Consider the following 15,077-nt stretch of genomic DNA (forward strand, 5'->3'; position numbering starts at 1 on the left):
AGCCTCAGTTGTACTCGTCGCCCACCGGATAGCGGCTGGCGTTGAGGCTTTCCTTGATCTTGCGCAGGTGCGGCTGGAAGTCCACGCCGCGGCGCAGGGTCATGCCGGTGGCGAGGACGTCGAGCACGGTGAGCTGGATGATCCGCGAGGTCATCGGCATGTAGATGTCGGTGTCTTCCGGCAGCGGGATGTTCAGGCTCAGGGTGCTGGCCTTGGCCAGTGGCGAGCCGGCGGCGGTCAGGCCGAGCACCGAGGCGCCGTTTTCCCGAGCGATGCGCGCCACTTCCACCAGCTCGCGGGTGCGCCCGGTGTAGGAGATGATCACGAACAGCTCGCCGGTGTGCGCCACCGAGGCGATCATCCGCTGCATCAGCACATCGGCGTGGGCGGTCACCGCCAGGTTAAAGCGGAAGAACTTGTGCTGGGCATCGAGGGCCACCGGGGCCGAGGCGCCGAGGCCGAAGAAGTGGATCTGCCGGGCCTGGATCAGCAGGTCGACGGCGCGGCTGATCAGGTTCGGGTCCAGGGCCTGGCAAGCGCTGTCCAGGGAGGCGATGGCGCTGCCGAAGATTTTCTGGGTGTAGGCTTCGGGGTTGTCGTCGGCTTCCACCGCGCGGCTGACGTAGGCCGCGCCACTGGCCAGGCTCTGGGCCAGTTGCAGCTTGAGTTCGGGGTAACCGCTGACGCCGAACGAGCGGCAGAAACGGTTGACCGTCGGCTCGCTGACCGAAGCGGCCTGGGCGAGGGCGGCAATACTGAAGCGGGTCGCCTGCTGCGGGTTGAGCAGGATGACTTCGGCGACTTTACGTTCCGCCTTGTTCAATTCTTCAAGGCGATTCTGGATCTGTTCCAGAAGATTTCGCACGCGGTCCATTAGGGTTTTCCTGGTTCGGCAATGCAAAGGAAGCCGGTCTTAACCGGTCTTTGGCGGTGGCCTATCCTACTGATGGCTCCGACGGACCACCACTTCGAATCTGTATTTTGCTAAAATGTTGTGGTTATTACTACATTTTCCCTTGAGTGATGCCTTGAAAAAAGGTATTTGTAGCTTAACTTGATAAAAGAACAAACATCATGCCTTCGATAACGGTTGAACCGTGCACCTTTGCCTTGTTCGGCGCGCTGGGCGATCTGGCGCTTCGCAAATTGTTTCCTGCCCTCTACCAACTCGATGGCGCCGGCCTGCTGCATGACGACACGCGCATTCTGGCCCTGGCCCGCGAGCCGGGCAGCGAACAGCAGCACCTGTCTTTCATTGAAGCGCAATTGCGCAAGTATGTAGGTGCCAAGGAGATCGACGCGGCGGTGCTGGAGCGCTTCCTGGCGCGCCTGACCTACCTGCACGTGGACTTCCTCAAGGCCGAGGATTACCTGGCCCTGGCCGAGCTGGCCGGGCGCGAGCAACGCCTGATCGCCTATTTCGCCACGCCGGCGGCGGTGTACGGGGCGATCTGCGAGAACCTGTCGAAGGCCGGCCTGGCCGAAAACACCCGCGTGGTGCTGGAAAAGCCCATCGGTTCGGACCTGGAATCGTCGCGCAAGGTCAACGACGCGGTGGCGCAGTTCTTCCCGGAGAACCGCATCTATCGCATCGACCACTACCTGGGCAAGGAGACGGTGCAGAACCTGATCGCCCTGCGTTTCGCCAACAGCCTGTTCGAGACCCAGTGGAACCAGAACTACATCTCCCACGTGGAAATCACCGTGGCCGAGAAGGTCGGCATCGAAGGCCGCTGGGGCTACTTCGACAAGGCCGGCCAGCTGCGGGACATGATCCAGAACCACCTGCTGCAACTGCTCTGCCTGATCGCCATGGACCCGCCCGCCGACCTCTCGGCCGACAGCATCCGTGACGAGAAAGTCAAGGTGCTCAAGGCCCTGGCGCCGATCAGCCCGGAAGGCCTGACCACCCAGGTGGTGCGTGGCCAGTACATCGCCGGGCACAGCGAAGGCAAGGCCGTGCCGGGGTATCTGGAGGAAGAGAATTCCAACACCCAGAGCGACACCGAAACCTTCGTCGCCCTGCGGGCCGACATCCGCAACTGGCGCTGGGCCGGGGTGCCGTTCTACCTGCGTACCGGCAAGCGCATGCCGCAGAAGCTGTCGCAGATCGTCATCCACTTCAAGGAGCCGTCGCACTACATCTTCGCCCCCGAGCAGCGCCTGCAGATCAGCAACAAGCTGATCATCCGCCTACAGCCGGACGAAGGTATCTCCCTGCGGGTGATGACCAAGGAACAAGGCCTGGACAAGGGCATGCAACTGCGCAGCGGCCCGTTGCAGCTGAATTTTTCCGATACCTATCGCAGCGCGCGGATTCCCGATGCCTACGAGCGGTTGTTGCTGGAAGTGATGCGTGGCAACCAGAACCTGTTTGTCCGCAAAGATGAAATCGAAGCCGCGTGGAAGTGGTGTGACCAGCTGATCGCCGGGTGGAAGAAATCCGGCGATGCACCCAAGCCGTATGCGGCCGGGTCGTGGGGGCCGATGAGCTCCATCGCACTGATCACGCGGGACGGGAGGTCATGGTATGGCGATATCTAAATTGAAACTGCCCGCGGGCGTGCATGCCCACGAGTTCCACAGCCCGGCGCTGCTGGCCGAAGGCCTGGCGCTGAAGGTGGCCGGGCAACTGAGCCAGGCGATCCAGGTGCGCGGCGAAGCCACCCTGGTGGTGTCCGGCGGGCGCAGCCCGGTGGCGTTTTTCCAGCACCTGGCCAAGCAGCACCTGGACTGGTCCAAGGTGTTGATCACCCTGGCGGACGAGCGCTGGGTCCCGGTCGAACATGCCGACAGCAACGCCGGCCTGCTCAAGCGCTACCTGCTGCAAGGGCCGGCGGCCAAGGCGAAGTTCCTCAGCCTGTACAACGCCGCGGCGAACCTCGAACAGGCCGCGGAGCAGGCCGATCGTCTGCTGGCCGAGTTGTCGGCCATCGACGTGCTGATCCTGGGCATGGGCGACGACGGTCACACCGCCTCCCTGTTCCCCAACAGCCCGAACCTGACCGAAGCCCTGCGGGCCGACGGCCAGCGGCGCTGCTGGCCGATGCTGGCGCCGAGCGTGCCCCATCAGCGCCTGAGCATGAGCCGCGCCTTGCTGGCCTCGGCCACCTACAGCGTGCTGTCGATTTCCGGTCAATCCAAATTGACCACCCTGAGTGCCGCACTGGCCGGTGACGATGTCGCCGCGATGCCGATTCGTGCCTTCCTGCAACCTCCGTTAGAGATTTACTGGTGCCCATGAGCCAAGGATCAGCCGCTATGACAATCCCACAACCGACCGTTTCCATGGCGGACAAAGTTGCCCTGATCGACAGCCTCTGCGCCAAGGCGCGGATTCTGCCGGTGATCACCATCGCCCGCGAACAGGACGTGCTGCCCCTGGCCGACGCCCTGGCCGCTGGTGGCCTGACCGCGCTGGAAGTGACCTTGCGCTCGCAGTTCGGCCTCAAGGCCATCCAGATCCTGCGCGAGCAGCGTCCGGAGCTGGTGACCGGCGCCGGTACCGTGCTCGATCGCCAGATGCTGGCCGCCGCCGAAGCCGCCGGCTCGCAGTTCATCGTCACCCCGGGCATTACCCGCGACCTGCTGGAAGCCAGCGTCGCCAGCCCGATTCCGCTGTTGCCGGGGATCAGCAATGCCTCCGGGATCATGGAGGGTTACAGCCTGGGCTATCGCCGCTTCAAGCTGTTCCCGGCGGAAGTCAGCGGCGGCGTGGCCGCGATCAAGGCCCTGGGCGGTCCGTTCGGCGAGGTGAAGTTCTGCCCGACCGGCGGTGTCGGCCCGGCCAATATCAAGAGCTACATGGCGTTGAAGAACGTGATGTGCGTCGGCGGCAGCTGGATGCTCGATCCTGAGTGGATCAAGAACGGCGACTGGGCGCGGATCCAGGAGTGCACGGCCGAGGCCCTGGCTCTGCTGGACTGACAGCTTTCCTGCTTTTTTCAAAGATTCGTTGGTGTGTTCTACGGCTTTACGGTGCGCTTGGTCGGTGCACCGTTTTTTTTTGCCTGGAGAAAAGCTGCCTGGCGACGCCGGGTCTTCTGTAGGAGCGCAGCTTGCGCGCGATGACGCCGGGGCGGGCAACGCGATGGGATGCCCGTTACTGCCTGTAGCCGCTGCCGCAGGCTGCGATCGGCCGAAAGGCCGTAGCGTTCTCAGGATCGCAGAAGGTCCTTCTGACCTGTCGCAGCCTGCGGCAGCGGCTACAGGTTACTGGGCCGCCAGTTCGGTCAATGCCTCGACCAGCATCTGGATATCCGCGCTCGGCGTGGTAAAGCCCGGTGTCACCCGGATACAAGGCCCGCAACGCGAACCGCTGCGCGCCACGGTGAACAGGTTGTATTCCTGGAGCAGCCGCTCGGCCATCGCCTGCTGGTCCGGCTGGCGGGTGAAGCGAAACGAGGTGATGCCGCAATACAGCCGTGGATCGTCCGGGGTCATGACTTCAATGCCGGGCAGGTCGCGCACCTGGCTCACCCACAGGTCGCGCAGGTAATTCAGGCGTGCGCCCTTGAGGGCCGAGCCGCCCATGCCGCGGTGTTCCTCGAACACCCGGGGCAAGGTCAGCCAGGCCGGGATGTTCGGCGTGCCATACGGCGCCCGCGAGCGGATATCGTCCAAGGCATAACGTTGCTCGCCCATGTCCGGATCGATATCGGCCAGGCGTTGCGGGTCGATATAGACAAAACCCAGGCTCAGCGGCGCGCCAATCCACTTCTGCAGGTTATAGCCGGCGAACGCCACGCCCAGTTCACTGAGCTCGAAATCGACCTGGGCCAGGGCGTGGGCGCCGTCGAGAATGACGTCGATTCCCCGTTCGCGGGCATCCAGGGCAATGGCCTGAACCGGCAGCACCAGCCCGGTGCGGTGGGTGACGTGGGTCAGGGCCATCAGTCTCAGTCGCGGGTAGCGCTCGAAGGCCTCGCGATAACTGGCCCGCAGGCTGTCGAAGCTTGCCGGATGAGCATGTTCGATCTCGATGACCTCGACCCCGCGATGGCGCGCCAGCCAGCGCATGGCCCCCTTGACGCTGTCGTATTCCAGGTCGCTGAGCAGCACCTGATCGCCCGGCTGGAGGCGGTTGTAGTTGCGAATCAGCGATTGCAGCGCCTCTGAAGCGCTGCGGGTGAGGGCGATGGCCTGGCGGTCGACACCGACCAGTTCGGCCAATTGCTGTCGAATCTGCAAATTGCCGATCTGTTCGAAATGCTGGCGCACATGCACCGAGTTGCTGCGGTTCACGAAGTCGATCTGGCGCTGGTATTCCTCGACCACGGCGCGGCTCATGCGCCCGAAATAGCCGTTTTCCAGGTTGATCGGCCCGGGTTCGAGGTCATACCGCCGGGCAATCGCCCACCAATAGTCTTCGTCGCGAGCGAGTTGGGCATTGCTTGGCATGGCGGGCTCTGTTTAATGACGGGGTTTGGGTTTGCCGTGTTTGGCGCGCAGCGGGTCCAGTAGATCGGAGAGGCCGTTGTGATCGATTTCCTGCATCAAGGCCAGCAGGCCGCCCAGCTCGCCGTGGGGGAAACCTTCGCGGGCGAACCAGTTCAGGTAGGGGCCGGGCAGGTCGGCGAGGATGCGGCCCTTGTACTTGCCGTAGGGCATTTCGCGGGTGACCAGAAGTTCAAGTTTTTCGGGATTCATGGCGGCTGTCTGTTGAGGTGACGAACACCTTGGAAAATACAGGCATTCTGCATGCAGGCCAAATGACAGATCATGCAAATAACGCGGATACAGAAAGCGGCATAAAATTTAACTATTTGAAAAATAACAGGAAATTTTAATTCCAAGACTGGCATGCAGGGTGCAACACCTATGACAACTCCCTCAACCTGGAAGGAATGAAAAATGACTGACATCAACAAAGAAGCGATTTCGATCCTCAACGATCTGATCGAAACCAGTAAGGACGGTCAGGAGGGGTTCAAGACCTGCGCAGAAGACATCAAGCAGCCTGAGCTCAAAGCGCTGTTCGTCAAGCGCTCCGCCGATTGCGCCACCGCCGCGGCCGAATTGCAGGCCAGCGTGCGTTCGTTGGGCGGCGATCCGGAGACCTCCACCAGCGTCAGTGGCGACCTGCACCGCCGTTGGGTCGACCTCAAGTCCCTGCTGACCGGCAAGGACGAAGAAGCGGTGCTCAACGAAGCCGAGCGCGGTGAAGACCACGCCCTGAAGGCCTACAAGGATGCGCTGGAGAAAATCAGCAAACACAACCTGGTCGGCATTCGTGACCTGGTGGAGCGTCAGTACCATGGTGTACAGCGCAACCACGATCAGGTCAAAGCCCTGCGTAACCAGGCCCGCGCCCGTTCATAACGGGTCAAACCTGTCAAAAACGCCAGCCTGTCTGGCGTTTTTTTATGGCTTGAAATTAATACTGGACGACTGATAGTTAGCTAGCTAATAATTTGCGGGCATCATCTCTCGCTCCCGTGCATCTATCGTTGTTTTGTCCTTTCCAGGGTTCTTTTCGTGCGTATCACTTTGCAGGCGTTGTTCGCCCCCAATCTTGCGGCCGTGCAGTTCGCGATCAAGACCGTGCTCGGCGCCGGGCTGGCGTTGTGGCTGGCCATGCGCTGGGGCCTGCAGCAGCCTTCCTGGGCCCTGATGACAGCGATCATCGTCGCCCAGCCGCTGTCCGGGATGGTCCTGCAAAAGGGCATGGCGCGGCTGGTGGGGACTTTGGTGGGAACCTGCATGTCGGTGCTGTTCATGGGGCTGTTCGCCCAGACACCGTGGTTGTTCCTGCTGGCCCTGGCGCTGTGGCTGGGGCTGTGCACCGCCAGTTCGACCCTGCTGCGCAGCGCCTGGTCCTATTCCTTCGTACTGGCCGGCTACACCGTGGCGATCATCGCCTTGCCGGCGATCTCCCATCCGTTGTCGATCTTCGACCAGGCCGTGGCGCGCTGCACGGAAATTTCCCTGGGCATCATTTGCGCCACCGCCAGCAGTGCCTTGCTCTGGCCGATGCGGGTCGAGCGGCAGTTGACCGCCCAGGCACGCAGCGCCTGGCAAAGCGGGATGCAGGCGGCGCGGGCGACCCTGGCCGGCGATGCCCAGGCGCGCAAGGGCCTGCTGGAAATCCTCGGGCGCATCGTCGCCGTGGACTCCCAGCGCGAACATGCCTGGTTCGAAGGTCCATCGGGGCGGCAGCGGGCGCGGGCGATCAGCGGCCTGAGCCAGAAGCTGCTGATGCTGCTGCGGATCTCTCGTTCGGTACGCCGGCAATGGAAGCAATTGGACCAGGCCGAGGCGCAGCAGCTGGCGCCGTGGATGGAGCAAGTGCAGCACGCCCTGGCGGCCATGGACAAACCGACCTTGCAGGCGTTGCGACCGCAGTTGCTGGACGCTTCCCATGACTCGGCGATCAGCTCGGCGCAAAGCTATTGCCTGGCCCGTTTCACCCTGTTGCTGGATACCGCCCTGGCCGCCGGCGCGGCGCTGCGGGCGGTGGAGGAGGGCAAGGCGCCGGTGGAGCAGCCGGCGACCTTGAGCCCCCATCGCGATCTGTCGCTGGCGCTGCTGTTTGGCGCGCGCAGCGCCCTGGCTTTCCTCACCGTGGCCTGCTTCTGGCTGGCCACGGCCTGGCCGGCGGCCTCGGGGGCGATGCTGCTGACCTGCGTGGTGTGCGGCCTGTTCGCCAGTCGCGAAAACGGCGCGCAGATCGGCATGAGTTTCATGCGTGGCATCTTCCTGGCGATTCCGGCGGCCTTCATGGTCGGGCAGATCCTGCTGCCGCAGTGGAGCAGTTTCGCCCTGCTGGCGATGGCCATGGGCGTGCCGTTGTTTTTCGGCGCGCTGGGCATGGCCAAACCGCAGATCGGCGCCACGGCGACCTCGTTCTGCCTGCACTTCGTGGTGCTGATTTCACCGCAGAACCCGATGACGTTCGACGTGGCGAATTTCTTCAACAGCGCCCAGGCGATGGTGCTCGGCGTAGGCGCCGCGGTGTTGGCGTTTCACCTGCTGATCCTGCGCGACCCGGCCTGGCACGGGCGGCGCCTGCTGGCGGCGACCCTGCAGGACCTGGTGCGCTTGACCCGGCGCAACCTGCGTGGCGCGGAAAGCTGGTTCGGCGGGCGCATGGCCGATCGCCTGCTGCAATTGGCGCGGCATTACCCGGAATTGCCGGAGCAGGCGCGCAGCCGCTGGGACGATGGCCTGCTGGGCCTGGATATCGGCGATGAACTGATGCATCTGCGGTTGAGCCTGGCGGTGGCCCAGGTGTCCGCGGATGCTTCGCAGCGACGTTATTTCGAGCATCTGGAACAGGTGCTGGAACAAGGGCCGGCCGCCGGTCGCGGCGATGCGCTGGCCGATGCCAGCACGGCCTTGCTCGAGGCCCTGGGCAGCCAACCGCCGAGCGACGCGTTGAAGCTGGCCCAGGGCGCGGTGGTGCAGTTGCAGAAGAGCTGGCGCACCTGGTGCCGGCAGCAGGAGGAAAACCATGGGGCTGCGTGAGTGGTCGCTGGGCGGAGTGTTGCTCAGCCCGTTTCTGATTTATGTGGTGCTGGCGCTGGTGCTGACCGGGGTGTTGCGCATGCTGTTGCGCGCAACGCCACTGGGGCGCTGGATCTGGCACGAAGCACTGTTCGATGTGGCCTTGTACGTCTGTGTCCTGACGTTGGTCACTGTCGTACTCGGACCTTTATAAGGAGTTGTTCATGCGTGCCTCCGTGCGTATCGCTTTTACTTTGTGCCTGGTGGCTGCGGCGCTGTTTGCCGGCTTTCATCTGTGGCAGTACTACATGCTCACGCCCTGGACCCGGGATGCGCGGATTCGCGCCGACGTGGTGATAGTCGCCCCCGATGTGTCGGGCTGGGTGCGTGAACTCAAGGCCTATGACAACCAGGCGGTGAAGGCCGGCGACCTGTTGCTGAGCATCGACCGCGACCGCTTCGAGGCGGCGCTGGAAAAGGCCCAGGCGGTGGTACAGACCCGCCAGCAGCAACTCAGCCTGAAAGAGCACGAAGCCAGCCGCCGGGCCAGCTTAGGCCCGCAGGCGATCAGCGCCGAGCTGCGGGAGAACGCGCAGATCAATGCCGGGGTGGCCCGTGGCGAGCTGCGCCAGGCCCAGGCCGACGCCAAGGTCGCCGAACTCAACCTGGCGCGCAGCCAGGTCCGCGCGCCGCGTAGCGGGCACATCACCAACCTGCGCCTGGCCGAAGGCAACTATGTGAACGCCGGGCAATCGGTGATGGCCCTGATCGACGATTCGACTTTCTACGTGCAGGCCTATTTCGAGGAAACCAAACTGCCGCGGATCAAGGTCGGCGACCCGGTCAAGGTGTGGCTGATGAGCGCTGGAGAAGCCTTGCAGGGGCATGTGGAAAGCATCAGCCGCGGCATCACCGACCGCAACACCACGCCGGACGGGCAACTGCTGGCGGAGGTGGAGCCGACCTTCAACTGGGTGCGCCTGGCGCAGCGGATTCCGGTGCGCATCAGGTTCGACAAGGTGCCCGAAGGCGTCAACCTGAGCGCCGGGATGACGGCGAGCGTGCAGGTGGAGGAGGGGAGTCGCTAATCCCGCCTGTAGCCGCTGCCGAGCCTGCGAGGCTGCGCCAGCGGCTACAGGGCGGCTCAGCCGATATTGATGGCCGGCAAGGTCGGCAGGGTGACGGTCTGCTGTTTGCGCGGGGCGAGGATTTCGGCTTCGCCGTCCACCACCAGCTCATCGCGCTGGTTGAACACGCGGGTGGCGATACGCACGCGGAACTTCGGCAGTTTTTCGAGGATTTCCAGGCGCACGGTCAGGGTGTCGCCGATCTTCACCGGCTTCTGGAAGCTCATCTGCTGGCCGATATAAATGGTGCCCGGCCCAGGCAGCTCGCAGGCCACCGCGGCGCTGATCAGCGCACCGCTGAACATGCCGTGGGCGATACGCTCCTTGAACATGCTGGCGGCGGCGAATTCGGCGTCCAGGTGCACCGGGTTGTGGTCGCCGGACATGGCGGCGAACAGCTGGATGTCACGCTCTTCCACATGCTTGCTGTAGCTGGCGGTCTGGCCGACTTCGAGGGCTTCGTACGGGGTGTTGGTAACCTGGGTCATCTCTCTCAAGTCCTGTGCTGAGCGTTGATTGGCATATTGGTTTGAAGCAGGGTCATTCAGTCTTCGGCGGTCGGCGATGCCGCAGGGCCTGGTCGAGCCAGGCCAGTACATCGGCAGTCACTTCGTCGCGGTTGCTTTCATTGAACAATTCGTGCCGCGCCTGCGGGTAGATAGTGAGCTGCAGGCACTGGCTGCCGGCCTCGCGCAGAGCACCGGCCAGATCCTTGAGACGTATGCCATTGCTCACCGGATCACATTCTCCGCCGATCACCAGCAATGGCAGGCCCGGATCGATCTGGGCCAGGTTGGAGGCCTTGCTGATTTGCTGCAGGCCACCCAGCAGGTCGACCCACAGCTGGTTGCTGCAGCGAAAGCCGCAGAGCGGGTCGTGGGCGTATTTGTCGACTTCGTCGGGGTCGCGGCTGAGCCAGTCGAAGGCGGTGCGGTTGGGTTTGAAGGTTTTGTTGAACGAGCCGAAGGACAGCCATTCGATCAACGCGCTGCGTCCCAGGGGGCCCTGGCGCCAGCGTTCGAAGCGGGCGATCTGGCGGGCCGCGCGGTACAGCGCCACCGGCTGGAAATTCGAGCCGCTGAGGATCGCCCCGTCGAGGCTGGCGCTGTGGTGCAGCAGGTAGGCCTGGGCGATGTAGCTGCCCATGCTGTGGCCCAGCAGCACGATCGGGATTCCCGGGTGCTGCTGGCCAATGTGCTGGTTGAGGCTGGCCAGGTCGCCAACCACCTTGCACCAGCCGTCATCGTCGGCGAAGTGCCCGAGTACCCCGTGCTCGGCGGTCTTGCCGTGGCCGCGCAGGTCCAGCGCATAGACCCCGTAGCCTTCATTGCACAGTGCCTGTGCCAGCCTGGCGTAGCGCCCGCTGTGTTCGGCCATGCCGTGGACCAGCAGGATCACGGCCTTGAGCGGGGCCGCCGGGAGCCACTGGTTGACGTAGAGCTGGCTGTGGTCGCTCGCGGTCAGCCAGAAAGAGTGGTGGATCATGGCGATTCCTTTGCACGGGGTCGTTGCATTGTATAGCTCATCGTCGCGGCCCCGTCCGATCCGCGCGCGCCATGGCGGCAAGATTCACGTTATCAATGACGCACCCGGCCTTATTTGCCCTATCCCTCATAGCTGCTAACGTCCGCAGAGCCCCGCCTTTCGTAGCGTGAGAGAAGCGGCCCGGACAACTCAGGTAACGAGGACAAGAACAATGCAGCCTGATTTCTGGAATGACAAACGCCCGGCCGGAGTGCCCACCGATATCGATCTGGGGGCCTACAAGTCGGTGATCGAGGTGTTCGAGCGTTCCTGCAAGAAATTCGCCGACCGCCCGGCCTTCAGCAACATGGGCGTGACCATGACCTACGCCGAGCTGGAGCGCTACAGCGCGGCCTTTGCCGGTTATCTGCAGAGCAGCACCGACCTGGTGCCGGGCGATCGTATCGCGGTGCAGATGCCCAATGTCCTGCATTACCCGATCGCCGTGTTCGGCGCCTTGCGCGCCGGGCTGATCGTGGTCAACACCAACCCGCTGTACACCACCCGGGAAATGCGCCACCAGTTCAAGGATTCCGGAGCGCGAGCCCTGGTGTACATGAACCTGTTCGGGCAGAAGGTCGAGCAAGTGCTGCCCGAGACCGATATCCAGTTCCTGATCGAGGCGAAGATGGGCGACCTGATGCCGTCCGCCAAGGGCTGGCTGGTCAATACCCTGGTCGACAAGGTCAAGAAAATGGTGCCGGCCTATCGCTTGCCCCAGGCCGTTTCCTTCAAGAGCGCGCTGCGCCTGGGCCGTGGCCAGCCGATCAAGCCTTTGAACGCCCGCCTGGACGACGTCGCCGTGCTGCAATACACCGGCGGCACCACCGGGCTGGCCAAGGGTGCGATGCTGACCCACGGCAACCTGGTGGCCAACATGCAACAGGTCCGTGCCTGCCTCGAGCAACGGGGCCCGGATGGCCATCCGCTGCTGCACGAAGGCCAGGAGGTGATGATCGCGCCGTTGCCGCTGTACCACATCTATGCCTTCACCGCGAACTGCATGTGCATGATGGTCACCGGCAACCACAACGTGCTGATCACCAACCCGCGGGACATCGGCGGTTTCATCAAGGAGCTGAAGCAGTGGCGCTTCTCGGCGCTGCTGGGGCTGAACACGCTGTTCACCGCGCTGATGGATCATCCCGAGTTCAAGACCCTCGACTTCTCCAATCTCAAGTTCACCAACTCCGGGGGCACGGCGTTGGTCAAGGCCACCGCCGAGCGTTGGGCGCAGGTGACGGGCTGTCGTATCACCGAAGGCTACGGCCTGACCGAAACCTCGCCCGTGGCCTGCACCAACCCTTACGGCGACCAGTCGCGCCTGGGCTCGGTGGGCTTGCCGGTGCCGGGCACGACCCTCAAGGTCATCGACGATGAGGGCGTCGAGCAGCCGCTGGGCGAGCGCGGCGAACTGTGCATCAAGGGGCCGCAGATCATGAAAGGCTACTGGCAGAAACCGGAGGCCACCGAGGAGGTGCTGGATGCCGAGGGCTGGTTCAAGTCCGGCGATATCGCGGTGATCGATCCGGATGGCTTCGTGCGTATCGTCGATCGCAAGAAGGACATGATTATCGTCTCGGGTTTCAACGTGTACCCCAATGAAATCGAGGACGTGGTAATGGCCCACCCGAAAGTCGCCAACTGCGCGGTGATCGGCGTGCCGGACGAGCGTTCGGGGGAGGCGGTGAAGCTGTTCGTGGTGGCCCGCGAGTCAGGGGTCAGCCTCGAAGAGCTGAAGGCCTACTGCAAGGAAAACTTCACTGGCTACAAGGTGCCGAAACACATCGTGTTGCGTGAGTCGTTACCGATGACGCCGGTAGGCAAGATCCTGCGCCGGGAGTTGCGCGACATCGCCTGATGTTTCACCGCATGTAACAGTCCCGCGCTATAGCGCGGCTATCGCGAGCAAGCTCGCCCCTACAGGGAACCGTACATTTCCTGTAGGGGCGAGCTTGCTCGCGATGCTTTTGAAGGGTCGAAAAGCCCATTCCAGAGCCTTGCACGGCTGGATAGAATTTTTACTCTAAAAGTGACTATTAAATATTCTTGAGTCACAAAAGTGACTGTTTTGGCCGATTTTGGCTCTAGGCGGCCTTTGGCAAAGCTGCTACTCTCGGCGCGCTTTGTGACTTCTCGGCCTATGTAGACAGCCAGACTCACCAACAATAGACATCAATAAAAAACACACACAAATAATAATCGCATCAAATGCGCTGACGAATTCGCGTTGCTGAGGAGTGGGCTTCCATGATCCAAGACTTTTGGAAGGATAAGTACCCAGCTGGGATTGCTGCCGATATCAATCCAGACGAGTATCCGAATATTCAGGCGGTGTTGAAGCAGTCCTGCCAACGTTTTGCCAACAAACCGGCCTTTAGCAACCTCGGCAAGACACTCACCTACGGTGAGCTGTACGAACTGTCCGGTGCTTTTGCCGCGTACCTGCAACAGCATACCGATTTGCAACCCGGCGATCGAATCGCCGTGCAACTGCCCAACGTCCTGCAGTACCCGGTCGCGGTATTCGGCGCCATCCGCGCCGGCCTGATCGTGGTCAACACCAACCCGCTGTACACCGCGCGGGAAATGGAACACCAGTTCAACGACTCCGGCGCCAAGGCCCTGGTCTGCCTGGCCAACATGGCGCACCTGGCCGAAGCCGTGGTGCCCAAGACCGGCGTCAAGCATGTGATCGTCACTGAAGTGGCGGACCTGCTGCCACCGCTCAAGCGCCTGCTGATCAACAGTGTCATCAAGTACGTGAAGAAGATGGTGCCGGCCTATCACCTGCCCAAGGCCGTCAAGTTCAACGACGTGCTGAGCCAGGGCCACGGCCAGCCGGTCAAGGACGCCAACCCGGCCAGCAGCGATGTCGCCGTGCTGCAATACACCGGCGGCACCACCGGCGTGGCCAAGGGCGCGATGCTGACCCATCGCAACCTGGTGGCGAACATGCTGCAGTGCAAGGCGCTGATGGGCTCCAACCTCAATGAGGGTTGCGAGATCCTGATCACCCCGCTGCCGCTGTACCACATCTATGCCTTCACCTTTCATTGCATGGCGATGATGCTGATCGGCAACCACAACATCCTGATCAGCAACCCGCGCGACCTGCCGGCGATGGTCAAGGAACTGTCGAAGTGGAAGTTCAGCGGTTTTGTCGGCCTCAACACCCTGTTCGTCGCCCTGTGCAACAACGAAGCCTTCCGCAAGCTGGATTTCTCGGCGCTGAAAGTCACCCTGTCCGGCGGCATGGCGCTGCAACTGGCGGCGGCCGAGCGTTGGAAAGACGTGACCGGTTGCCCGATCTGCGAAGGTTACGGCATGACCGAAACCAGCCCGGTGGCCACCGTCAACCCGATCCAGAACATCCAGATCGGCACCATCGGCATCCCGGTGCCGTCGACCCTGTGCCGGATCATCGACGACGCTGGCACCGAGCTGCCCCTGGGCGAAATCGGCGAGCTGTGCGTCAAGGGCCCGCAGGTCATGAAGGGCTACTGGCAGCGCCAGGACGCCACCGACGAGGTGATGAGCGACGGCTGGCTGAAGACCGGTGATATCGCGCTGATCCAGCCTGATGGCTACATCCGCATTGTCGATCGCAAGAAAGACATGATCCTGGTCTCCGGTTTCAACGTTTATCCGAACGAGCTGGAAGACGTGCTGGCGGGCCTGCCGGGCGTGTTGCAGTGCGCGGCGATCGGCGTGCCGGACGAGAAGTCGGGCGAGTCGATCAAGATCTTCATCGTCGCCAAGCCAGGCGTGACCCTGACCAAGGAGCAAGTGATGGAGCACATGCGCGCCAACGTCACCGGCTACAAGGTGCCCAAGGCCGTCGAGTTCCGCGATGCGCTGCCGACCACCAACGTCGGCAAAATCCTGCGTCGCGAATTGCGCGACGAAGAGCTGAAAAAGCTGGGCGTGAAGAAGTAACACGCTAGGCAAACAAAAAGCCCCGCATCCGCGGGGCTTTTT

General features: G+C 62.8%; 14 protein-coding genes. 9 read left to right on the plus strand and 5 right to left on the minus strand.

The features are described 5' to 3' along the window. Nucleotides 1-4: 4 nt before the first annotated feature. Nucleotides 5-865, minus strand: a complete 861-nt coding sequence (locus CRO75_RS06425) for a MurR/RpiR family transcriptional regulator (RefSeq protein WP_169914959.1) — start codon at nt 863-865, stop codon at nt 5-7. 209 nt (nt 866-1,074) lie between these two features. On the opposite strand from CRO75_RS06425, the gene zwf reads away from it, so the two are divergent. The 3 genes from zwf to CRO75_RS06440 are packed head-to-tail and all read left to right on the plus strand — an operon-like array spanning nt 1,075 to nt 3,927. Further along, nucleotides 1,075-2,544, plus strand: a complete 1,470-nt coding sequence (zwf, locus tag CRO75_RS06430) for a glucose-6-phosphate dehydrogenase (protein WP_062824901.1) — start codon at nt 1,075-1,077, stop codon at nt 2,542-2,544. Then, complete coding sequence (gene pgl / locus CRO75_RS06435) at nt 2,531-3,244, plus strand: 6-phosphogluconolactonase (RefSeq protein ID WP_097134774.1); 714 nt, start codon at nt 2,531-2,533, stop codon at nt 3,242-3,244. Before zwf ends, pgl begins: the two co-directional genes overlap by 14 nt. 17 nt (nt 3,245-3,261) lie before the next feature. Beyond that, nucleotides 3,262-3,927, plus strand: a complete 666-nt coding sequence (locus CRO75_RS06440) for a bifunctional 4-hydroxy-2-oxoglutarate aldolase/2-dehydro-3-deoxy-phosphogluconate aldolase (protein ID WP_007921959.1) — start codon at nt 3,262-3,264, stop codon at nt 3,925-3,927. 285 nt (nt 3,928-4,212) lie between these two features. On the opposite strand, the gene CRO75_RS06445 is transcribed toward CRO75_RS06440, so the two are convergent. Then, the gene (locus CRO75_RS06445; RefSeq protein ID WP_097134775.1) at nt 4,213-5,400 is read right to left on the minus strand and encodes an aminotransferase class V-fold PLP-dependent enzyme; all 1,188 of its coding nucleotides are present in this window, start codon (nt 5,398-5,400) and stop codon (nt 4,213-4,215) included. A gap of 12 nt (nt 5,401-5,412) precedes the next feature. Continuing rightward, nucleotides 5,413-5,649 (minus strand): DUF3820 family protein, encoded by a 237-nt coding sequence (locus CRO75_RS06450; RefSeq protein ID WP_007925076.1) that lies wholly within the window; start codon nt 5,647-5,649, stop codon nt 5,413-5,415. Nucleotides 5,650-5,853: 204 nt separating this feature from the next. Here CRO75_RS06450 and CRO75_RS06455 point away from each other — a divergent pair, with 204 nt between their 5' ends. The 4 genes from CRO75_RS06455 to CRO75_RS06470 all read left to right on the plus strand — a co-directional run bounded on the left by CRO75_RS06455 (nt 5,854) and on the right by CRO75_RS06470 (nt 9,533). Then, nucleotides 5,854-6,321, plus strand: coding sequence for a PA2169 family four-helix-bundle protein (locus CRO75_RS06455; protein ID WP_062824905.1), 468 nt, complete (start codon nt 5,854-5,856; stop codon nt 6,319-6,321). A 156-nt stretch (nt 6,322-6,477) separates the two neighbouring features. After that, nucleotides 6,478-8,466 carry an FUSC family protein gene (locus tag CRO75_RS06460; protein ID WP_085532026.1) on the plus strand — a complete coding sequence of 663 codons (1,989 nt, stop codon included), beginning with the start codon at nt 6,478-6,480 and terminating at the stop codon, nt 8,464-8,466. Continuing rightward, nucleotides 8,453-8,659, plus strand: coding sequence for a DUF1656 domain-containing protein (locus CRO75_RS06465; RefSeq protein ID WP_007925079.1), 207 nt, complete (start codon nt 8,453-8,455; stop codon nt 8,657-8,659). The genes CRO75_RS06460 and CRO75_RS06465 overlap by 14 nt, the downstream gene beginning before the upstream one ends. 10 nt (nt 8,660-8,669) lie before the next feature. After that, nucleotides 8,670-9,533 (plus strand): HlyD family secretion protein, encoded by an 864-nt coding sequence (locus tag CRO75_RS06470; protein ID WP_062824907.1) that lies wholly within the window; start codon nt 8,670-8,672, stop codon nt 9,531-9,533. A gap of 56 nt (nt 9,534-9,589) precedes the next feature. On the opposite strand, the gene CRO75_RS06475 is transcribed toward CRO75_RS06470, so the two are convergent. Next, the gene (locus CRO75_RS06475; RefSeq protein WP_007925083.1) at nt 9,590-10,060 is read right to left on the minus strand and encodes a MaoC family dehydratase; all 471 of its coding nucleotides are present in this window, start codon (nt 10,058-10,060) and stop codon (nt 9,590-9,592) included. A 52-nt stretch (nt 10,061-10,112) separates the two neighbouring features. After that, on the minus strand, nt 10,113-11,057 hold the full coding sequence (locus CRO75_RS06480) for an alpha/beta hydrolase (RefSeq protein ID WP_097134776.1): 945 nt from the start codon (nt 11,055-11,057) through the stop codon (nt 10,113-10,115). A 211-nt stretch (nt 11,058-11,268) separates the two neighbouring features. On the opposite strand from CRO75_RS06480, the gene fadD2 reads away from it, so the two are divergent. Both fadD2 and fadD1 read left to right on the plus strand, forming a co-directional pair. Next, on the plus strand, nt 11,269-12,957 hold the full coding sequence (fadD2, locus tag CRO75_RS06485) for a long-chain-fatty-acid--CoA ligase FadD2 (protein WP_097134777.1): 1,689 nt from the start codon (nt 11,269-11,271) through the stop codon (nt 12,955-12,957). A 389-nt stretch (nt 12,958-13,346) separates the two neighbouring features. Next, entirely contained in the window at nt 13,347-15,035 is a 1,689-nt protein-coding gene (fadD1, locus tag CRO75_RS06490) for a long-chain-fatty-acid--CoA ligase FadD1 (RefSeq protein ID WP_097134778.1), read from the plus strand. Nucleotides 15,036-15,077 lie beyond the last annotated feature (42 nt).

Origin of the sequence: Pseudomonas sp. LAMO17WK12:I10 (genome assembly GCF_900215185.1) — a bacterium.
Classification (GTDB): domain Bacteria; phylum Pseudomonadota; class Gammaproteobacteria; order Pseudomonadales; family Pseudomonadaceae; genus Aquipseudomonas; species Aquipseudomonas chlororaphis.